Below are 20,879 nucleotides of genomic sequence, written 5' to 3' on the forward strand. Positions count from 1 at the left end.
ATGCAAAAGATTCTGGTAAGCCGTTGTTTGCTCGGTCACCGCGTCCGTTACGACGGAGGCGCCAGTGGGCCATTCAATCTGTTGGAGCAGTGGATTGCCGAAGGCCGGGTGGTGCCGTTGTGCCCGGAAGTCGCCGGTGGTTTGCCGACGCCAAGAGCCGCGGCGGAGATTCCGGGCGGGCAGGGCGGTGAAGTGCTTGATGGCCTTGCATCGGTCATCACCACTAAGGGCGAGGACGTCAGTGCCGAGTTTCTTTCGGGGGCTTATCAGGCGCTGGAACTGGTGCAACAGCACGGCATCCGCATTGCTGTGCTCAAGGCCAACAGTCCGTCTTGCGGGAATCTGTTGACCTATGACGGGACGTTCAGAGGCGTGAAGGTCAGTGGCGAAGGGGTCACCGCTGCGTTGCTCAAGCGCAATGGTGTCCAGGTGTTCAGCGAACTGGAGCTGTCACAAGCAGCGGTAGCCCTGCAAATCCTGTAGGAGCTGGCAGCGAAGAGGCCATCACATTCAACGATGATGCTGGCATTCAGACCGCCTTCGCTGGCAAGCCAGCTCCTACAGGGGGCTCAGGGTTTCGGGGTCGCCTCCAACCACTTCTGCGACAACGCTTCCAGCCGACCATCCGCCTTGATCCGCTGCAGCGCGTTTTCCAGGCTGGCATGAAATGCCGGGTTACCCTTCTGAAACGGAATCGCCAGGCTCACGGTCTGGCTGGCTTTCGGCTTTTCCTCTGTGAGCGACTGCACCAGCAGTATTGAGCGCGGTTCTTCTTTCTGCGCGATCAATTGCGCATTGGTTTGAATGTAAGGTTGGCTGAAGTCGAAACGCTCCGTGAGCGCCGGGCTCGCTGTAATGTGGTTGATGGCGATGTCGTATTTGCCACTTTCGACGCCGGTCAGCAAATCATTGGAATCGGTGACGACAAAGTCGGCGCGCACATCCAGCTCAGCGGCCAGCAACTGCCCCAGCTCGACCTCGAACCCGGTCAGTTTGTCGTCCTCCTTGAAATTGAAGGGCGGTGTATTAGCCTCAAGGGCAATGCGCAATTCGCCGCGATCGTTTACATCGTCAATCAGTTCGGCATGAGCCAAAGGGCTCAAAAGGGGTAGCAGGCAAATCAGGCCAGGCAAAAATCGCATGGTCACTCCTTTGAATTCATTTATCGCGACGCTCTGTTCAGGCTCGCTTTGCTATGGTTGTCGTGTGCCTTCGACAACGAATGGCTGTGAAGTTGTCACGGTCGAGCGAATTTTACGGAAAAACTGGAGAAGAGAATGAAAACCTTTATGTCACGTGCAGCATTGGCTGGCCTGCTGATGGGCGTTTCACTGCTGGCCAGTGCTGCCACGCCGGCTCCGAAAGGTGCTGGAGTGTCTATCGTGTCTCCTAAAGACGGAGCGACGGTTCCGCAGACTGTCGTCGTCAAGTTCGCTGTCGAAAACATCGCGCTGGCGCCTGCGGGCGATGTCACCAAAAACACTGGCCATCACCATTTGCTGATTGATGTCGACAAACTCCCCGCCGCCGGAGCTCCGATTCCGAACGATGCCAACCACCTGCACTTCGGCAAGGCGCAGACCCAGGCTGAAGTAAAACTGACGCCGGGCAAGCACACGTTGCAGTTGGAATTGGGCGATAGCGGCCACATGCCGTTCGATCCGCCGATCGTTTCTGAGAAGATCACCGTTAACGTCAAATAACGCGTGCATGAAAAAGGGAGCTCCAAGGAGCTCCCTTTTTTGTCACTCAAGTCGCGATCAGAACAACACGCGGCTACGGATAGTGCCGTTGATGTGCTGCAGCTTCTCTTGCGCCAGGTCCGAGTATTCGGCGTCTACGTCGATCACCACGTAGCCGACTTTCTCGTTGGTCTGCAGGAACTGACCGGAAATGTTGATGCCGTTTTCGGCGAAGACCTTGTTGATCTCGCTCATCACACCCGGAATGTTCTCGTGGATGTGCAGCAGACGGTGCTTGCCAGGGTGAGCCGGCAGAGCCACTTCCGGGAAGTTCACGGACGATACCGACGTACCGTTGTCGCTGTACTTGACCAGTTTTTCCGCCACTTCCAGACCGATGTTGGCCTGCGCTTCAGCGGTGGAACCACCGATGTGCGGGGTCAGGATCACGTTGTCCAGGCCACGCAGCGGGCTTTCGAACTCTTCTTCGTTGGAGCGCGGCTCCACCGGGAAAACGTCGATGGCCGCGCCGATCAGGTGCTTGTCCTTGATCGCGTCCGCCAAGGCGTCCAGCTCGACCACAGTGCCGCGAGCTGCGTTGATCAGAATGCCGCCCTTCTTGATGGCGCGGATTTCCTTCTCGCCGATCATCCACTGGGTGGCAGCGGTTTCCGGAACGTGCAGGGTGACGATATCGGACATGCCCAGCAGCTCGTGCAGGTTACCGACCTGGGTAGCGTTGCCCAATGGCAGCTTGGTCACGGTGTCGTAGAAATACACCTGCATGCCCAGGCCTTCAGCCAGCACCGACAATTGAGTACCGATCGAGCCGTAACCGACGATACCCAGCTTTTTGCCACGAATTTCGAAGGAGTTGGCTGCGCTCTTGATCCAGCCGCCACGGTGGCAGGAAGCGTTCTTCTCAGGAATGCCGCGCAGCAACAGGATCGCCTCGGCCAGCACCAGCTCGGCGACGGAGCGGGTGTTGGAGTACGGCGCGTTGAACACCGCGATGCCGCGTTCACGAGCTGCGCCGAGGTCGACCTGGTTGGTGCCGATGCAGAAACAGCCGACAGCCACCAGTTTCTTCGCGTGATCGAAGATCTCTTCGGTCAGTTGAGTACGGGAGCGAATGCCGATGAAGTGAGCATCAGCGATCTTTTCCTTCAGCTGGGCTTCCGGCAGAGAACCTGTGAGGTACTCGATGCTGGTGTAGCCCGCCGCCTTGAGGACGTCGACAGCCGATTGGTGGACGCCTTCGAGAAGAAGGAACTTGATCTTGCTCTTATCGAGAGAAGTCTTGCTCATCTGCGTAAACCTGTATCCCGGAGAAAATTGGCAGGAGATAGCCAGCAGACGCTGACCCGAGCGGCATGACAGCCGTCGCCGCAGAGCAGCCGTTGGGCACTATCCTGCGGGGTCGGTATGCTAGCATATGCGCCCTGCTAAACACTCGTTCCTGCGACGTGAAGCGTCTTCAGGATGACCATGAATTGTTCGAGAGTTCTGTCGATGACCAATCCTGCCCTGATTGATGAGCTGAAGACCTTGGTTGAGCCTGGCAAGGTGCTGACCGATGCCGACTCCCTGAATGCTTACGGCAAGGATTGGACCAAGCATTTCGCCCCGGCCCCGACAGCCATTGTGTTCCCCAAGACCATCGAGCAAGTCCAGGCCATTGTCCGTTGGGCCAACGAACACAAGGTTGCGCTGGTACCATCCGGCGGTCGTACCGGGCTTTCCGCTGCCGCCGTGGCAGCCAATGGCGAAGTGGTCGTGTCCTTCGACTACATGAATCAGATCCTCGACGTGAACCTGACTGACCGCACGGCCGTTTGTCAGCCGGGCGTGGTCACCGAACAATTGCAGAACAAGGCCGAAGAGCACGGTCTGTACTACCCGGTGGACTTCGCCTCGGCAGGTTCCAGTCAGATTGGTGGCAATATCGGCACCAATGCAGGCGGAATCAAGGTCATTCGCTATGGCATGACCCGCAACTGGGTGGCCGGCATGAAAGTCGTCACCGGTAAGGGCGATCTGCTGGAATTGAACAAAGACTTGATCAAGAACGCCACTGGCTACGACCTGCGCCAGCTGTTTATCGGCGCCGAAGGCACGCTCGGTTTCGTGGTTGAAGCGACCATGCGCCTGGATCGTGCGCCGAAAAATCTCACCGCGATGGTGCTCGGCACCGCCGATTTCGATTCGATCATGCCGGTGTTGCACGCGTTCCAGAGCAAGCTTGACCTGACCGCATTCGAGTTCTTCTCTGATAAAGCCCTGGCCAAGGTCATGGCGCGCGGCGATGTGCCGGCCCCGTTCGAATCCGATTGCCCGTTCTACGCGCTGCTGGAATTCGAAGCGACAACTGAAGAAGTGGCCAACCACGCCCTGGAAACTTTCGAACACTGCGTCGAGCAGGGCTGGGTGCTGGATGGCGTGATGAGCCAGAGCGAAAGCCAGTTGCAGAACCTCTGGAAGCTGCGCGAGTACATCTCCGAAACCATCTCCCACTGGACGCCATACAAAAACGACATTTCAGTCACTGTGTCGAAAGTCCCGGCGTTCCTGAAGGAAATCGATGCGATCGTCGCCGAACACTACCCGGATTTCGAAATCGTCTGGTTCGGCCACATCGGCGATGGCAACTTGCACTTGAACATTCTCAAGCCGGATAACCTGAGCAAGGACGAGTTCTTCGCCAAGTGCGCGACCGTCAACAAGTGGGTGTTCGAAACCGTCGAGAAGTACAACGGTTCGATTTCCGCCGAGCATGGCGTGGGCATGACCAAGCGTGATTACTTGACCTACAGTCGCTCACCGGTTGAGATCGAGTACATGAAAGCCGTCAAAGCGGTGTTCGACCCGAACGGCATCATGAACCCGGGCAAGATTTTCGCTGTTTGATTCTTCGAACCTAAAGAGCACGAAGCAGGAGTCGGTAATGAGCTATCAGCACCAGTATGTCGACGGGACGCGTATTCACTTTCCGCTGGGGAAAGTGGTGTGCATCGGCCGCAACTACGCCGAACATGCCAAGGAACTGGACAATCCGGTGCCTACCGAACCACTGCTGTTCATCAAGCCGGGCAGTTGCGTGGTGCCGCTGGAAGGTGGTTTCAGCATTCCGACCGAACGTGGCTCGGTGCATTACGAAGCGGAAATCGCCGTGTTGATCGGCAAGCCGTTGTCGACCAAACCGAGCCGTGAAGAAGTGCTGGACGCCATCTCCGGCATCGCCCCGGCCCTGGACCTGACCCTGCGCGACAAACAAGCCGAGCTGAAAGCCAAGGGGCTGCCGTGGGAAATCGCCAAATCCTTCGATGGCGCGGCGGTGATTGCGCCGTTCGTGGCTGGCAGCACCTTCGTCGACCTGACCGACATCGGTATCCGCCTGACCATCAATGGCGAAGTCCGCCAGGATGGCAACAGCAAGGACATGCTCAATCCGATCGTGCCGATGATCCAGTACATGGCCGGCTGCTTCTCGCTGCAGGCCGGTGACGTGATCCTCACCGGCACGCCGGTGGGCGTTGGTCCGCTGAATGTCGGTGACGAACTGGTGCTCGAACTGCCGGGCGCCAGCCGCTTCACCAGCAGCGTCCTCTGACCCAACGCAAAACCCCTGGAGGAGCTGGCTTGCCAGCGAAGAGGCTGTCACATTTAACGATGATGTTGGCTTCAGGCCGCCTTCGCTGGCAAGCCAGCTCCTACAGGGGATTGTGCTCTGAGCTTTTCAGCCATTTCCCGTTTTTTTCACATTTTGTCTGGATAATTCCGGGGCTTCTGGCGTCTGAGCCAGTCTCAATGTGCTATTACCCATAGCCTGAATTTCTGGAACGCATCCGCGCATGACCACCCAACCGCTGCCCAAGCTGAAAACTGCCCGCCGCTCGCGCTTTGTCATGCGTTGGTATTCCTGGTTTTTACTGGTGGTGGCCGCCGTGTATGGCCTCGTGTTTGCGATGCACTGGGACGATCGCGGCGTGCTCTGGGTAATGGAGCGTTTCGAAAGCCCGGCCGAACGTCTGGAGAGTGTCTGGCTGCCGGATTACCGGGCGGTGATCGACGCCAAGCTGCTGCCGGGCATGGAGGAGGATGAAGCGTCGGACCTGTCTTATGACCCGCAGACCAAAACCCTGTTTGCGGTGATGGGCAAGAATCCGTTCCTGGTTGAGCTGACGTTGCAGGGCGATGTGTTGCGCAAGATGCCGCTGGTGGGTTGGGGCAACCCGGAAGGGGTGACGGTCATGGGCAACGGTTTGCTGGCGATTACCGATGAGCGCAAACACGTGCTTTCCATCGTCAAGGTCGATGCCGATACTCGCGAACTGAATATTGCCAGTTTCCCGAAATACGATCTTGGTCCGTCGAAAAACCAGAATAAAGCCTTTGAGGCGATCGTCTGGGATACGCGCAACCAGCAACTGCTGCTGGGTGAAGAGCGTCCACCGGCGCTGTTCAGCTGGAAAAGCGACGGCAGCCAGACCCTCAAGGGCGACAAGCAAAAGCAGTCCAGCGACGAACTGGATATCCGCAATCTGTCGGCCCTGGCCATTGATCCACGCACCGGTCATACGCTGGTGTTGTCCGCCGATTCTCACCTGTTGCTGGAGCTGGACGAGAAGGGCGAGCAGGTCAGCTTCATGACCTTGCTCGGCGGTTTCAATGGTCTGAAAAAAACCATTCCCCGTGCCGAAGGCGTGACTATGGATGAAGCGGGAACGCTGTACATGGTCAGCGAGCCGAACCTGTTCTACCGCTTCGAAAAGCAAAAATAATCGCCATATGCCATTAAGCTTGAATTCACACTGCCGTGGTATTTCATCCGCCCGTCTTGTTTCCGAGCTTGCCTGAATGCGCCGATTTGCCCGTCCAAAATCCCTGATGCTGATCCTGTCGGTAATCGTGCTGATCGGGCTGATTGCCATCGGTCAGCACCTGCGCCTGTTCGAGCGCGCCTGGTTCAATGTGCAGGCGTTATGGCAGCCGATGAATACCCAGTCCATCGGCCTGGATCAGTATCAGGTAGCGATCGAGGCGCGAGTCATAGACGGTCTGGACGATGATGTTTCGGCGCTGACCTACGATCCTGTGCGCAAAAGCCTGTTCACCGTCACCAACAAAAATGCCGAACTGATCGAGTTGACCCTGGAAGGCAAAATCCTGCGGCGTGTAGCGCTGGTCGGGTTTGGCGACCCGGAGGCGGTGGAGTTCATCAGTGCTGACACTTACGTGATCACCGACGAGCGCCAGCAACGGCTGATCAAGGTTCATCTGGAGACGGACACGACGTTCCTCGATGTCGCGGACGCTGAGCAGATGACCCTCGGTGTGCACGTGAGGGGCAATAAGGGGTTTGAAGGGTTGGCCTATGACTCAGTGGGCAAACGCTTGTTTGTCGCCAAGGAGCGCGACCCGATGCTGATTTACGAAGTGCAGGGGTTTCCGCATTACAACCCGGAAAAATCCTACGCGGTGCATGTGGTGAACAACCCCAAGCGCGATGCCGGGATGTTCGTGCGAGACCTGTCGAGCCTGCAGTACGACGAGCGCAGCGGCCATTTGCTGGCGCTGTCCGATGAGTCGAGATTGATCCTGGAGCTGGATATCGACGGACGGCCGCTGACCACCCTGTCACTGCGCAAGGGGCGTCAGGGATTGCAGAAGACTGTGCCGCAGGCGGAAGGTATCGCCATGGACGATGACGGCACCCTGTACCTCGTCAGCGAGCCGAACCTTTTCTACGTTTTCAAAAAACCGGCACAGCCCTGAAGCCAACGCGTTCCCGTGTAGGAGCTGGCTTGCCAGCGAAAGCGGTATAACAGTCAACATAGATGTTGAATGTTATGGCCTCTTCGCTGGCAAGCCAGCTCCTACACGGGTTTGCGTTTGGCTTACAGGCTGCGCAGGGTTTTCACGCCTTCGCTCGTGCCCAGCAACAGCAAGTCAGCCGGGCGGGCTGCGAACAAGCCGTTGGTGACCACGCCGACGATCGCATTGATCTGAGTTTCCAGCTCCACCGGGTTGGTGATCTGCATGTTGAATACATCGAGGATGATGTTGCCGTTGTCGGTCAGCACGCCTTCACGGTAAACCGGGTCGCCGCCGAGTTTCACCAGTTCGCGGGCCACATGGCTGCGGGCCATCGGGATCACTTCCACCGGCAGCGGGAACGCACCGAGGACCGGCACCAGTTTGCTGGCGTCGGCAATGCAGATGAAGGTCTTGGCCACCGCCGCGACAATCTTCTCGCGGGTCAGGGCTGCGCCACCACCCTTGATCAGGTGCAGGTGCTCGTCGCTTTCATCGGCGCCGTCGACGTAGAACTCCAGGTCGCTGACGGTGTTGAGTTCATACACCGGAATGCCATGGCCCTTGAGGCGGGCGGCGGTGGCTTCGGAGCTGGCGACCGCGCCATCGAATGCGCCTTTGTGCTTGGCGAGGGCATCGATGAAGCAGTTGGCGGTGGAGCCGGTGCCGACCCCGACGATGCTCTTGTCGTCGAGTTTCGGGAGGATGAAGTCGACGGCGGCCTGGGCTACGGCCTGTTTGAGTTGATCCTGTGTCATGCGGGCTCCGAAGTGCCGAAAGGGGAACGAAAGGCCGGCATTATAGGCCTCGCGATGGGGAAGGTCATTGCCCGATTGGCGGGTCAAATGCGCACATCCTGCGGCTGCCCGACAGCTGATAACTGTAGGAGCGAGGCTTGCCCGCGAACGGAGCGACACGTAACAACTGACGCACCGCGTAATCGTTCTTCGCGAGCAAGCTTCGCTCCTACAGGTCATGATCTCTTTTCGATGAGCCTAAAACCTCTTGATTCGTGTGGTCGCCCGCCCAAAAGCCGGGTTAGACTCCTTGGCCCTGCCCAACCCGCTCAGTGATGCTTTCCGATGCTCGAACAGTACGTCAAAAAGATCCTCACCTCGCGCGTTTATGACGTTGCCGTAGAAACCCCATTGCAGACTGCCCGCCAGCTCTCCGAGCGGCTGGGCAACGATATCTGGCTCAAGCGTGAAGACTTGCAGCCCGTGTTCTCGTTCAAGATTCGCGGCGCCTACAACAAGTTGACGCAGCTGAGCGATGAAGAGCGCGCTCGCGGCGTGGTCACCGCGTCGGCGGGCAATCATGCACAAGGCCTGGCCCTGGCGGCCAAGGTACTGGGCGTGAAAGCGACCATCGTGATGCCCAAGACCACCCCGGAGATCAAGGTCGAAGGCGTGCGCTCGCGCGGCGGCAAAGTGGTGCTGCACGGGGATTCGTTCCCGGAAGCCCTGGCCTACTCGCTGAAACTGGTCGACGAAAAAGGCTACGTCTACATCCACCCTTATGACGATCCCCACACCATTGCCGGGCAGGGCACGGTGGCCATGGAGATCCTGCGCCAGCACCCGGGGCGCCTGGATGCGATCTTCGTTCCGGTGGGCGGCGGCGGGCTGATCGCCGGGATCGCGGCGTACGTGAAATACCTGCGCCCGGACATCAAAATCATCGGCGTCGAACCGGATGACTCCAACTGCCTGCAAGCCGCCATGGCGGCCGGCGAGCGCGTGGTGCTGCCGACCGTGGGACTCTTCGCCGACGGCGTCGCGGTGGCGCAGATCGGCCAGCACACCTTCGATATCTGCAAAGATTACGTAGACGAAGTCATCACTGTCAGCACCGATGAGATCTGTGCGGCAATCAAGGATATCTACGACGATACCCGCTCGATCACTGAACCTGCCGGTGCCTTGGGCGTGGCCGGGATCAAGAAGTATGTCGAGCAGCGGGGCGTCACGGGCCATACCTTCGTGGCCATTGATTCCGGTGCCAACGTCAACTTCGACCGCCTGCGCCATGTGGCCGAGCGCGCTGAACTGGGCGAGGGCCGCGAAGCCATCATCGCCGTGACCATCCCCGAGAAACCGGGCAGCTTCAAGGCGTTCTGCGAAGCCATCGGCAAGCGTCAGATCACCGAGTTCAACTATCGCTACAACACCGGCAGTGAAGCGCACATTTTTGTCGGCGTGCAGACACATCCGGAAAACGACCCGCGCAGTGCGCTGCTCGCCAGTCTCACCGAGCAGGGTTTCCCGGTGCTCGACCTGACCGACAACGAACTGGCCAAGTTGCACATCCGTCATATGGTTGGCGGGCGTGCCGCCCAGGTTGTCGATGAAGTGGTGCTGCGCTTCGAGTTCCCGGAGCGTCCGGGTGCGTTGTTCAACTTCCTCAACAAGCTCGGCGGGCGCTGGAACATTTCGATGTTCCACTACCGCAACCACGGCGCGGCGGATGGCCGTGTGGTCGCGGGCCTGCAAGTGCCGCACGACGAGCGTCACCTGGTACCGGCCGCGCTGGAAGAAATCGGCTATCCGTACTGGGACGAAAGCGACAACCCGGCCTATAAGCTGTTTCTCGGCTGAGCGGCTACGCTGATCGGCAGGCAATAAGGAAATCGAACAATGGAAACGTTAACCACCCTTAAAATCGCTCATATGGTGGCGACGGTAGTGCTGTTGATCAGCGCACTGGGGCTGGCGATCTGGGTCTGGCGCGCACGCCGTAACGGTGATGCGACGGCTCATGCCCGCACCTTGCAACGACCGCTGGTGTTCATCTGGCTATTGATGGGCCTGGCACTGCTGAGCATGCCGTTCACCGGTTGGTGGATGGTGCATCTGGTGGGCTGGCCGTTGGGGCAGACCTGGCTGCTGGCGTCCAGTGTGCTCTACACCGTGGCGGCGTTGGGCTGGTTCTGGCTGGTGGTGCGGCTCAATCGGCTGCGCAAGGCGCCCGCAGGGGGGAGTGGGAAGTTTACGTTTGCATTGGCGTTGTTCAGTTTTGTCTGCTTTACCGCCATTGCGGGGTTGATGGGGGCCAAGCCGGTTTAAGGCTTCAGACCGAGTCGACCCAATCGCGGGCAAGCCTCGCTCCTACATTGGATTTGTGATCGACGCAAATCCAATGTAGGAGCGAGGCTTGCCCGCGAAGGCGATTTCAATCGCGCAACGAAATTACCGGCCAACCCCGCTTCTCAGCCTCGGACCGCAGATTCACGTCCGGATCAACAGCGATCGGATTCGCCACCTGTTCCAGCAACGGCAAGTCATTCATCGAATCGCTGTAGAAATAGCTATCTTCCAGATTGTGGCCAGTCTCTTCCAGCCAACGAATCAACCGGGTCACCTTGCCTTCACGGAAGCACGGAACATCGGTGCTGCGCCCGCTGTAACGGCCGTCGATCATTTCGCATTCGGTGGCGATCAGGGTTTCAACGCCTAAACGTGCTGCAATGGGCCCGGTCACAAAGCGATTGGTGGCAGTGATGATCACCAGTTTGTCGCCGGCCTCACGGTGTTTGGTCAGCAGTTCGATGGCCTTGGGCAGCACGATCGGTTCGATGCAGTCGCGCATATAGTCCAGGTGCCATTGATCCAGCGTGGCCATCTCTGTACGGCCGAGGACTTCCAGGCAGAAGTTCAGATACGCGTCGTTATCCAGCTTGCCGGCCAGGTAATCCTGATAGAACTCGTCGTTGCGCGCCTTGTAGGCGACGGCGTCGAGGAAACCGCGCTCGCACAGGTAATCGCCCCAAGCGTGGTCACTGTCACCGCCCAGAAGCGTGTTGTCCAAGTCGAATAAAGCCAGCCGCATTGCAGTTACTCGCTGAAAAGTCTGTAGAAAGGTCTCCAGAATACGGACTTTTCACAAGAGTGCACATAAGGTAGGTCGGCTCGTTGCTGCTTTCACAACCTTTGTGGAACAATGCGGCGATATGCGTTTGCGAGGTTGTTGCCGTGATCGACCCCGATGGTTTCCGCCCCAATGTCGGGATCATTCTGACGAATGATGCCGGCCAGGTGCTATGGGCTCGCCGTATCAATCAAGATGCCTGGCAGTTTCCACAGGGAGGGATCAACCCCCAGGAGACGCCGGAAGACGCCTTGTACCGCGAGTTGAACGAAGAAGTGGGCCTGGAGCGCGAAGATGTTGAAATTCTCGCCTGCACCCGGGGCTGGTTGCGTTATCGTTTGCCGCAACGTCTGGTCAGGACGCACAGCCAACCATTGTGCATTGGCCAGAAACAGAAATGGTTTCTCCTGCGCCTGATCTCCAACGAGCAGCGGGTGCGGATGGATTTGACCGGTAAACCGGAATTCGATGGCTGGCGCTGGGTCAGTTATTGGTATCCGTTGGGCCAGGTGGTGACATTCAAGCGCGAGGTGTATCGACGCGCTCTCAAAGAGCTTGCCCCGCGCCTTTTAGCGCGCGACTGACGACGGAGTTCGACCCCGAGCCATGCTCAATACGCTGCGCAAGATCGTCCAGGAAGTTAACTCCGCCAAGGATCTCAAGGCGGCGTTGGGGATTATTGTGTTGCGCGTCAAAGAGGCCATGGGCAGCCAGGTCTGCTCGGTCTACCTGCTTGATCCAGAGACCAACCGCTTCGTGCTGATGGCCACCGAGGGCTTGAACAAGCGCTCGATCGGCAAGGTCAGCATGGCACCCAACGAAGGTCTGGTCGGTCTGGTCGGCACGCGTGAAGAACCCCTGAACCTCGAAAACGCCGCGGATCACCCGCGCTATCGTTACTTCGCCGAGACTGGTGAGGAACGCTACGCCTCGTTCCTCGGGGCGCCGATCATTCACCACCGTCGCGTCGTCGGCGTATTGGTCATTCAGCAAAAAGAACGCCGTCAGTTCGATGAAGGTGAAGAAGCCTTCCTCGTGACCATGAGCGCGCAACTCGCCGGCGTTATCGCCCACGCCGAGGCCACCGGTTCGATCCGTGGCCTGGGCCGTCAGGGCAAAGGCATCCAGGAAGCAAAGTTCGTCGGTGTACCGGGTTCGCCGGGCGCGGCGGTCGGAACCGCGGTCGTCATGCTGCCTCCGGCCGATCTGGACGTGGTGCCGGACAAGGCCATCGCCGACATCGACGCGGAACTCGGATTGTTCAAGACCGCCATCGAAGGCGTGCGCGCCGACATGCGCGCCTTGTCCGCCAAGCTGGCAACCCAGCTGCGGCCTGAAGAACGGGCGCTGTTCGACGTTTACCTGATGATGCTCGACGATGCCTCGCTCGGCAGCGAAATCACCACGGTGATCAAGACCGGTCAGTGGGCCCAGGGCGCACTGCGTCAGGTGGTCACCGACCACGTCAACCGTTTCGAATTGATGGACGACGCCTACCTGCGTGAGCGCGCCTCGGACGTCAAAGACCTCGGTCGGCGCTTGCTGGCTTATCTGCAGGAAGAGCGGCAGCAGACGCTGGTCTACCCCGACAACACCATTCTGGTCAGCGAAGAACTGACGCCGGCGATGCTCGGCGAGGTGCCGGAAGGCAAGCTGGTCGGCCTGGTGTCAGTACTCGGTTCCGGCAACTCCCACGTGGCGATCCTGGCGCGTGCCATGGGTATCCCGACGGTGATGGGCCTGGTCGACTTGCCGTATTCCAAGGTCGACGGCATCCAGATGATCGTCGACGGCTACCACGGGGAGGTCTATACCAACCCGAGTGACGTGCTGCGCAAGCAGTTCGCCGAGGTGGTCGAGGAAGAGAAGCAACTGGCCCTCGGGCTGGATGCTTTGCGGGACCTGCCGTGCATAACGGTCGACGGTCACCGCATGCCGCTGTGGGTCAACACCGGCCTGCTGGCGGACGTGGCGCGGGCGCAGAAGCGCGGCGCCGAGGGCGTGGGTCTGTACCGCACCGAAGTGCCGTTCATGATCAACCAGCGCTTCCCCAGCGAAAAGGAGCAGTTGGCGATCTATCGCGAACAACTCGCCGCGTTCCACCCGCAACCGGTGACCATGCGTACCCTGGACATTGGTGGCGACAAGGCGCTGTCGTACTTCCCGATCAAGGAAGACAACCCGTTCCTCGGCTGGCGCGGCATTCGCGTGACCCTTGACCACCCGGAAATCTTCCTGGTGCAGACCCGCGCCATGCTCAAGGCCAGCGAAGGCCTGAATAACTTGCGCATTCTGCTGCCGATGATTTCCGGCACACATGAACTGGAAGAAGCCTTGCACCTGATCCATCGGGCCTGGGGCGAAGTCCGCGACGAAGGCACCGACGTGCCGATGCCGCCGGTTGGCGTAATGATCGAGATTCCGGCGGCGGTATATCAGACCAAGGAATTGGCGCGACAAGTAGACTTTCTGTCGGTCGGCTCCAACGACCTGACCCAGTACCTGCTGGCGGTGGACCGCAACAACCCGCGGGTGGCCGATCTCTACGACTACCTGCACCCGGCAGTGTTACAAGCCTTGCAGAGCGTTGTGCGCGACGCCCATGCCGAAGGCAAGCCCGTGAGTATCTGCGGCGAAATGGCGGGTGACCCGGCGGCGGCTGTGTTGTTGATGGCGATGGGTTTCGACAGCCTGTCGATGAACGCCACCAACTTGCCGAAAGTGAAGTGGATGCTGCGTCAGATCAACCTGAGCAAGGCCAAGGAGTTGCTGGCGGAGCTGATGACCATCGACAACCCGCAAGTTATCCACAGCTCGTTGCAACTGGCGCTGAAGAACCTTGGGTTGGCGCGGATGATTAATCCGGCTTCGGTCAAAACCCTCTAAAACGCTGACTACCTATATCGCGGGCAAGCCTCGCTCCTACAGGGGAATGCGATCAACCTGTAGGAGCGAGGCTTGCCCGCGAAGGCGTCCGCAAACACACCACATCTTCAAATCCTGATCTCTACCTCCCCCAAATGCCCCCCATACGGCCCGAAACTCCTTTCGACCATATGCCGCACCCCATCTGCCTGAACAATCAACGCCGTGCTCGCCCGTGTCCCGTAAGTCGGGCTCTTGATAAACACGCTCGACAACAACGTCTCGGTGGCCTGCCCCACGCCGGTTTCCGGCAGTTCGGCAAGTGGCGCGGTTTGCGGATCGCTGAGCAAGGCCAATAGCGCCTGCGGCTGCGGATCGCCCAACACCTCGCTCAATGCTGCCTTGGCCTTGAGCACTTTTGGCCACGGTGTATCCAGTCCCGCGTTCGATAACCCATAAATGCCCGGTTTGAGCATGACCGCCTCCGTATCCCGGGCATTGAAGTGCCATAACTCGTGGGTATTGCCGAGCAACAGATTAAACCCGGCATATTCAGGTGAACGTCCGACAACGTCCTTCAAATAGTCGTCAATCGACATGTCCCCGCTGAGAAACTGCGCCACCAGTTCGCCTCGCGATTTGCGCGCCGGTGGTTGAAGGGGATCACGGATATTGGTCAGCGCGGCGAAGCGCCCGTGGGCGCCGACACCGAGCCACGTACCGCCAGCCTCAAGGTCGCGACCTGCGTGCACGTGCGGGGCTTGCGGCCATTGCGTCAGGGGCAGGCTGGGCCGGGCATAGAATTCGTCGCGGTTGGCCGCCACGATCAGCGGCTGGGCATGACCCGGCCGCCAAGCAAAAACAATCAGGCACATAAGGTGGTCCTTGTGTGTTTTTTGCTCACTCTACGCAGACATCGCTCATCGATCCATCGCCATCCACAGTAGAGCCCGGGGCCATGCTTCCGTTACCATGCCGCTCCTGATTCGGGATGCTTGGGGATGTGGCCATGGAATTTCTGCTCTATCTGGCGCTGGGCGCCTGTGCGGGCGTGCTGGCCGGGCTGTTCGGGGTAGGCGGTGGGATCATTATTGTCCCGGTGCTGGTGTTCAGTTTCACCTTGCAGGGATTTGATGCGTCGATCCTGACACATCTGGCAGTCGGCACCTCGCTGGCGACGATCATCTTTACGTCGATCAATGCGATTCGCGAGCACCATCGCCGCGGCGCCGTGCGTTGGCCGATTTTTGCCTGGATGACCCTCGGCATTCTGATCGGTGCCGGTTTCGGCGCGCTGACTGCCGAAGCGATTTCCGGGCCGAATTTGCAGAAGATCATTGGGGTATTTGCGCTGATCATCGCCGTTCAACTCGCTTTGGACTTCAAACCCAAGGCCAGCCGAACGGTGCCGGGCAAAGTCGGTCTGACCGTGGCTGGCAGCGTCATTGGCTGGGCCTCGGCGATTTTCGGGATCGGCGGCGGCTCGTTGACCGTGCCGTTCCTGACTTGGCGCAGCGTACCGATGCAGCAGGCGGTGGCCACTTCGTCGGCCTGTGGTCTGCCAATCGCCTTGGCCAGTGCATTAAGTTTCATGATTTTGGGGTGGCACGATCCACTGCTGCCGGCCCATAGTCTCGGTTTTGTTTATTTGCCGGCGCTGCTGGGGATCGCCCTGACCAGCATGGTTTTCGCCCGCCTCGGTGCGCGACTGGCCCACACGCTGTCGCCGCGCTTGCTGAAAAGACTGTTTGCCGCTTTGCTGTTTTGCGTCGGCTTGAGCTTCTTGCTCTGACGCAGAGCGCAATCCTGGCTTAATCCTGGCGTGACAGGGTCGCCCGGGAATTTTGAAGGTTTCAACTCTAACGAGGAGTCGCAATGCTGCCTTACCCGCAGATCGACCCGGTGGCCCTGGCCATCGGTCCGCTGAAAATCCACTGGTACGGCCTGATGTACCTGATCGGCATCGGCGGCGCATGGTGGCTGGCGTCTCGTCGGCTGAACCGCTTCGATCCGACTTGGAGCAAAGAGAAACTCTCCGACATGGTGTTCTGGATGTCGATGGGTGTCATTGTGGGCGGTCGTTTGGGTTATGTGCTGTTTTACGACCTCAGTGCCTACATCGCCAACCCACTGCTGATTTTCGAAGTGTGGAAGGGCGGCATGTCGTTCCACGGTGGGTTTATCGGTGTGATGCTGGCGGCGCTGTGGTTCGGTAAAAAGAACGGCAAGTCGTTCTTCGAGCTGATGGACTTCGTTGCGCCGATGGTGCCGATCGGCCTGGGTGCCGGGCGCATCGGTAACTTCATCAACGCCGAGTTGTGGGGCAAGGCGACCGACGTGCCGTGGGCGATGGTCTTCCCGACCGATCCGGCGCAACTGGCGCGTCACCCGTCGCAGCTGTATCAGTTTGCGCTGGAAGGCGTGGCGCTGTTCGCGATCCTCTGGCTGTTCTCGCGCAAGCCGCGGCCGACCATGGCGGTGTCCGGGATGTTCGCGCTGTTCTATGGCATCTTCCGTTTCATCGTCGAATTCGTTCGTGTACCGGACGCGCAACTGGGCTATCTGGCCTGGAACTGGCTGACCATGGGCCAGGTGCTGTGCGTACCGATGATCGTCGGCGGGCTGTTCCTGATCTGGTTGGCATATCGACGCGCCCCGGCGGCCCCGGCTGCGGCTGTATAAGAAGCAGGCGCTAAAAATTCGAACCCCGGGGCGACAGTCCCGGGTTCAAGGACACAGGTAATTCATGAAGCAATATCTCGAACTGGTCGCCCACGTCATCAAGAACGGCACCAAACAGGCCAACCGCACCGGCGTGAACACCATCAGCTTTCCGGGCGCGATGCTGCGCTTCGATCTGCAGGAAGGCTTCCCGGCGATCACCACTCGCAAAATGGCCTTCAAATCCGCCATCGGCGAGATGTGCGGTTTTCTGCGCGGGGTGAACAACGCCGCCGAATTCCGTGCGCTGGGCTGCAAGGTCTGGGACCAGAACGCCAACGAAAACGCTCAGTGGCTGGCCAACCCGTTCCGTCAGGGCGAAGACGACCTCGGCGAGATCTATGGCGTGCAATGGCGCAAATGGCCGGCGTACAAGCAGATCCCGATCAGCAATCAGGCGGCCATCGAGCAGACGTTGAGCCAGGGTTATCGTCAGATTGCCGAAGGCTCCGAGGCCGGTCAGGCCTACGTGGTGCTGTACAAGGCGATCGACCAGATCCGCCAGTGCGTGGACACCATCATCAAGGACCCGGGCAGCCGTCGCATTCTGTTCCACGGCTGGAACGTTGCGCAGCTCGACGAAATGGCTCTGCCGCCGTGCCACTTGCTGTATCAGTTCCATCCGAACGTCGAGACCAAAGAGATTTCTTTGACCCTCTACATTCGCTCCAATGACCTGGGCCTGGGCACGCCGTTCAACCTCACCGAAGGCGCCGCGCTGCTGAGCCTGATCGGTCGCCTGACCGGTTACACGCCACGCTGGTTCACCTATTTCATCGGCGACGCCCACGTCTACGAAAACCACCTGGATATGCTCAACGAACAGCTCAAGCGCGAGCCGTTCCCGATGCCGAAACTGGTGATTTCCGACCGCGTGCCGGAGTTTGCCAAGACCGGTGTTTATCAACCGGAATGGCTGGAGCAGATCGAGCCGAGTGATTTCTCGCTGGAAGGTTATGAGCATCACGCACCGATGACCGCGCCGATGGCGGTCTGATTCAGGCACCGCTCCTGATCGTTCCCACGCAGAGCGTGGGAACGATCACGGGCCGCTAATGGCCGTGACTTCTCCCGACATGGGAATGCTCAACCTCCGTCGCCACAACCCCGCCACTCACTTCCAGCCGCTGCAAAATCCCGCACTGATCGATATCCGGCCCTTCGCTGCAGCGTTGGCGCAGGTCGAGCAGTTGTGTCTGCAACGCCAGCAAACCATCGATCCGAGCCTTCACATGGTGGATGTGTTCGTCGATCAACGCGTTGACGTTTTCGCATTGATCCTGCGGGCTGTCGCGCAGGGCCAGCAGGCTGCGGATTTCCTCGAGGGTCATGTCCAGCGTGCGGCAATTGCGGATGAACGTCAGGCGCTCGGCGTGGGCCTGGGTGTAGACGCGGTAATTGCCATCGCTGCGGGCCGGCTCCGGCAGGAGGTTTTCGCGCTCGTAGTAGCGAATGGTTTCCACGGCGCAGTCGGTGAGTTTCGCCAGTTCTCCGATTTTCATCGGGACAATCTCCAGAAGGGGGCTTGACCCTATAGTGGCTACAGGGTCTTTACTTGGCAACAGGCACCTTCATGGACGCGACCAATGAGCGATTCTCTGCACACCCACAAGGCTGGGCACAGCCACAAGCTACAGCCTGTACAGAAGCATGATCATGGCAGCCACGGGGATTCCTGCTGTTCCTCGAAAGCGGCGGCACCTTCGCGGATTCTGCTGAGCGAGACAACAACCGCTGGCGCGCGGCTAAGCAGTTTCCGCATCGAGGCGATGGACTGCCCGACCGAGCAGACGCTGATCCAGAACAAACTGGGGAAGCTTTCGGGTGTGCAGCAACTGGAGTTCAACCTGATCAACCGGGTGTTGGGCGTGACCCATGACCTGCCGAACACCACGCCGATCATCGAGGCCATCAAATCCCTCGGCATGCACGCCGAGCCGATGGAGCCGGGCGCTGAAGCGCCAGTGTCGAGCCCTGAACCTGCGAAAAAGCCTTGGTGGCCGCTGGCGCTGTCCGGCATTGGGGCGCTGGCCGCCGAGCTTATCCACTTCACCAATGCGGCGCCGAACTGGGTGGTGGCGGTTATCGCGCTGATTTCGATCCTCAGCGGTGGCCTCAGCACCTACAAGAAGGGCTGGATTGCCCTGAAAAACCTCAACCTGAACATCAATGCGCTGATGAGCATCGCGGTGACCGGTGCGATCCTGATCGGTCAATGGCCGGAAGCGGCGATGGTGATGTTCCTGTTCACCGTGGCCGAGTTGATCGAGGCCAGGTCTCTGGACCGGGCACGCAACGCCATCGGCGGGCTGATGCAGATGGCCCCCGAGCAGGCCACGGTGCAGCAGGCCGACGGCAGCTGGGTCGCACAACCGGTTAAAAGCATCGAACTGGGTGTACGGGTGCGGGTGCGTCCCGGTGAGCGGATCGGTCTGGATGGCGAAGTGCTGTCCGGCAGCTCGACCATCGATCAGGCGCCGATTACCGGCGAAAGCCTGCCGGTGGAGAAGACTGTCGGAGACAAGGTGTTCGCCGGCACCATTAACCAGTCCGGTTCTCTGGAATACACGGTAACCGCTGCGGCGAACAATTCGACCTTGGCGCGGATTATCCATGCCGTGGAACAGGCCCAGGGCGCGCGCGCACCGACCCAGCGTTTCGTCGACAGTTTCTCGAAAATCTACACCCCGGCGGTGTTCATCCTGGCCCTGGCCGTGGCGGTGATCCCGCCGCTGTTCATGGACGCGTTGTGGTTCGACTGGATCTACCGGGCGCTGGTGTTGCTGGTGGTCGCCTGCCCGTGTGCGTTGGTGATTTCCACCCCGGTGACCATCGTCAGCGGCCTCGCGGCGGCGGCGCGCAAAGGGATTCTGGTCAAGGGCGGCGTCTATCTGGAGCACGGCCACAAACTCGATTACCTGGCCCTCGACAAGACCGGCACCCTCACTCACGGCAAACCGGTGCAGACCGACTATTTGTCCCTCGACCCAACCGCTGATGAAACAGCCCCGGCGATTGCGGCAGCACTGGCCGGTCGCTCGGATCACCCGGTGTCGCTGGCCATCGCCAATGCGGCTGTGGATGCAGTTGTCGACAGCCAACGCGCGCCGCTGATTGTGGATAACTTCGAAGCCCTGGCCGGTCGTGGTGTGCGCGGCGAGATCAACGGTGAGCTCTATCACTTGGGCAACCATCGCCTGGTGGAAGATTTGGGCCTGTGTTCGCCAGCGCTGGAAGAGAAACTGTTTGCTCTGGAGAAACAGGGCAAATCAGTGGTGCTGTTGCTCGACAAGTCCGGTCCACTGGCATTGTTTGCCGTAGCAGACACAGTGAAAGCGTCCAGTCGCGAAGCGATCCAGCAGCTGCATGAGTTGGGCATCAAAACCCTGATGCTGACCGGCGACAACGTCCACACCGCTCAAGTCATCGCCGCCCACGTTGGCATCGATCAGGCGCAGGGCGATCTGTTGCCGACCGAGAAGCAGCAGGCCATTGAAACGCTTTATGCCCAGGGCCATCGGGTCGGAATGGTCGGCGACGGCATCAACGACGCCCCGGCACTGGCGCGGGCCGAGATTGGTTTCGCCATGGCGGCCGCCGGTACCGACACTGCCATTGAAACCGCCGATGTCGCCCTGATGGATGATGATCTACGCAAGATCCCAGCCTTCATCCGCCTGTCGCGGCAGACCTCGAATATCCTCAAACAGAACATCGCCCTGGCATTGGTCATCAAAGCGATCTTTCTTGGGGTAACTTTCGCCGGGATCGCCACCATGTGGATGGCGGTGTTCGCCGACATGGGCGTGAGCCTGTTGGTGGTGTTCAACGGTTTGCGCCTGTTGCGCAAATAGACGATGAGGGACGGGGGGCTGAGGCGCAGGAAATGGCCTCGGTTTAAGGGCTGCGGTGAATGTGAGGACCTCTTCG

20 protein-coding genes are annotated in these 20,879 nt (G+C 59.5%); 14 read left to right on the forward strand and 6 right to left on the reverse strand.

The window, feature by feature from the left end:
• Entirely contained in the window at positions 1 to 483 is a 483-nt protein-coding gene (locus CKW20_RS08165) for a DUF523 domain-containing protein (RefSeq protein ID WP_095052475.1), read from the forward strand.
• Between the two features lie 86 nt (positions 484 to 569).
• Here the strand turns inward: CKW20_RS08165 and CKW20_RS08170 are convergent, their stop codons facing one another.
• Entirely contained in the window at positions 570 to 1,142 is a 573-nt protein-coding gene (locus CKW20_RS08170; RefSeq protein WP_095052476.1) for a transporter substrate-binding domain-containing protein, read from the reverse strand.
• 135 nt (positions 1,143 to 1,277) lie between these two features.
• Here CKW20_RS08170 and CKW20_RS08175 point away from each other — a divergent pair, with 135 nt between their 5' ends.
• Entirely contained in the window at positions 1,278 to 1,703 is a 426-nt protein-coding gene (locus CKW20_RS08175) for a DUF4399 domain-containing protein (protein ID WP_095052477.1), read from the forward strand.
• A gap of 57 nt (positions 1,704 to 1,760) precedes the next feature.
• Here CKW20_RS08175 and serA read toward each other — a convergent pair whose 3' ends face one another.
• Complete coding sequence (gene serA, locus CKW20_RS08180) at positions 1,761 to 2,990, reverse strand: phosphoglycerate dehydrogenase (protein WP_095052478.1); 1,230 nt, start codon at positions 2,988 to 2,990, stop codon at positions 1,761 to 1,763.
• Positions 2,991 to 3,194: 204 nt separating this feature from the next.
• Here serA and CKW20_RS08185 point away from each other — a divergent pair, with 204 nt between their 5' ends.
• The 4 genes from CKW20_RS08185 (at position 3,195) to CKW20_RS08200 (ending at position 7,457) form a co-directional block, all read left to right on the forward strand.
• Positions 3,195 to 4,589, forward strand: coding sequence for an FAD-binding oxidoreductase (locus CKW20_RS08185; protein WP_095052479.1), 1,395 nt, complete (start codon positions 3,195 to 3,197; stop codon positions 4,587 to 4,589).
• A 37-nt stretch (positions 4,590 to 4,626) separates the two neighbouring features.
• Positions 4,627 to 5,292 carry a fumarylacetoacetate hydrolase family protein gene (locus CKW20_RS08190; RefSeq protein WP_095052480.1) on the forward strand — a complete coding sequence of 222 codons (666 nt, stop codon included), beginning with the start codon at positions 4,627 to 4,629 and terminating at the stop codon, positions 5,290 to 5,292.
• A gap of 241 nt (positions 5,293 to 5,533) precedes the next feature.
• Positions 5,534 to 6,463 (forward strand): SdiA-regulated domain-containing protein, encoded by a 930-nt coding sequence (locus CKW20_RS08195; protein ID WP_095052481.1) that lies wholly within the window; start codon positions 5,534 to 5,536, stop codon positions 6,461 to 6,463.
• Between the two features lie 76 nt (positions 6,464 to 6,539).
• On the forward strand, positions 6,540 to 7,457 hold the full coding sequence (locus CKW20_RS08200) for an SdiA-regulated domain-containing protein (RefSeq protein ID WP_095052482.1): 918 nt from the start codon (positions 6,540 to 6,542) through the stop codon (positions 7,455 to 7,457).
• Between the two features lie 122 nt (positions 7,458 to 7,579).
• Here CKW20_RS08200 and rpiA read toward each other — a convergent pair whose 3' ends face one another.
• Complete coding sequence (rpiA, locus tag CKW20_RS08205; RefSeq protein WP_095052483.1) at positions 7,580 to 8,254, reverse strand: ribose-5-phosphate isomerase RpiA; 675 nt, start codon at positions 8,252 to 8,254, stop codon at positions 7,580 to 7,582.
• A 324-nt stretch (positions 8,255 to 8,578) separates the two neighbouring features.
• Between rpiA and ilvA the strand changes: the two genes are divergently transcribed.
• Both ilvA and CKW20_RS08215 read left to right on the forward strand, forming a co-directional pair.
• Positions 8,579 to 10,093: a threonine ammonia-lyase, biosynthetic gene (gene ilvA / locus CKW20_RS08210; RefSeq protein ID WP_095052484.1), complete on the forward strand. Its 1,515-nt coding sequence runs from the start codon at positions 8,579 to 8,581 to the stop codon at positions 10,091 to 10,093.
• A 39-nt stretch (positions 10,094 to 10,132) separates the two neighbouring features.
• Positions 10,133 to 10,561, forward strand: a complete 429-nt coding sequence (locus CKW20_RS08215; protein ID WP_095052485.1) for a DUF2269 domain-containing protein — start codon at positions 10,133 to 10,135, stop codon at positions 10,559 to 10,561.
• A 106-nt stretch (positions 10,562 to 10,667) separates the two neighbouring features.
• Here the strand turns inward: CKW20_RS08215 and CKW20_RS08220 are convergent, their stop codons facing one another.
• Complete coding sequence (locus CKW20_RS08220; RefSeq protein WP_095052486.1) at positions 10,668 to 11,324, reverse strand: HAD family phosphatase; 657 nt, start codon at positions 11,322 to 11,324, stop codon at positions 10,668 to 10,670.
• Between the two features lie 143 nt (positions 11,325 to 11,467).
• On the opposite strand from CKW20_RS08220, the gene CKW20_RS08225 reads away from it, so the two are divergent.
• Complete coding sequence (locus tag CKW20_RS08225; RefSeq protein ID WP_007897732.1) at positions 11,468 to 11,947, forward strand: RNA pyrophosphohydrolase; 480 nt, start codon at positions 11,468 to 11,470, stop codon at positions 11,945 to 11,947.
• Between the two features lie 22 nt (positions 11,948 to 11,969).
• Positions 11,970 to 14,249, forward strand: a complete 2,280-nt coding sequence (ptsP, locus tag CKW20_RS08230) for a phosphoenolpyruvate--protein phosphotransferase (RefSeq protein ID WP_095052487.1) — start codon at positions 11,970 to 11,972, stop codon at positions 14,247 to 14,249.
• Between the two features lie 107 nt (positions 14,250 to 14,356).
• Here the strand turns inward: ptsP and CKW20_RS08235 are convergent, their stop codons facing one another.
• Entirely contained in the window at positions 14,357 to 15,103 is a 747-nt protein-coding gene (locus CKW20_RS08235) for an NRDE family protein (RefSeq protein ID WP_095052488.1), read from the reverse strand.
• 134 nt (positions 15,104 to 15,237) lie between these two features.
• On the opposite strand from CKW20_RS08235, the gene CKW20_RS08240 reads away from it, so the two are divergent.
• The 3 genes from CKW20_RS08240 to CKW20_RS08250 all read left to right on the forward strand — a co-directional run bounded on the left by CKW20_RS08240 (position 15,238) and on the right by CKW20_RS08250 (position 17,946).
• Positions 15,238 to 16,020, forward strand: a complete 783-nt coding sequence (locus CKW20_RS08240; RefSeq protein ID WP_095052705.1) for a sulfite exporter TauE/SafE family protein — start codon at positions 15,238 to 15,240, stop codon at positions 16,018 to 16,020.
• 83 nt (positions 16,021 to 16,103) lie between these two features.
• Positions 16,104 to 16,910 carry a prolipoprotein diacylglyceryl transferase gene (gene lgt, locus CKW20_RS08245; RefSeq protein WP_095052489.1) on the forward strand — a complete coding sequence of 269 codons (807 nt, stop codon included), beginning with the start codon at positions 16,104 to 16,106 and terminating at the stop codon, positions 16,908 to 16,910.
• 64 nt (positions 16,911 to 16,974) lie between these two features.
• Entirely contained in the window at positions 16,975 to 17,946 is a 972-nt protein-coding gene (locus tag CKW20_RS08250) for a thymidylate synthase (RefSeq protein WP_095052490.1), read from the forward strand.
• Positions 17,947 to 18,001: 55 nt separating this feature from the next.
• On the opposite strand, the gene cadR is transcribed toward CKW20_RS08250, so the two are convergent.
• On the reverse strand, positions 18,002 to 18,451 hold the full coding sequence (gene cadR / locus CKW20_RS08255; RefSeq protein ID WP_007897786.1) for a Cd(II)/Pb(II)-responsive transcriptional regulator: 450 nt from the start codon (positions 18,449 to 18,451) through the stop codon (positions 18,002 to 18,004).
• An 84-nt stretch (positions 18,452 to 18,535) separates the two neighbouring features.
• On the opposite strand from cadR, the gene CKW20_RS08260 reads away from it, so the two are divergent.
• Positions 18,536 to 20,803, forward strand: a complete 2,268-nt coding sequence (locus CKW20_RS08260) for a heavy metal translocating P-type ATPase (protein WP_095052491.1) — start codon at positions 18,536 to 18,538, stop codon at positions 20,801 to 20,803.
• Positions 20,804 to 20,879: the final 76 nt, after the last annotated feature.

The sequence above is a fragment of the Pseudomonas sp. Irchel s3b2 genome (assembly GCF_900187445.1).
GTDB lineage: Bacteria > Pseudomonadota > Gammaproteobacteria > Pseudomonadales > Pseudomonadaceae > Aquipseudomonas.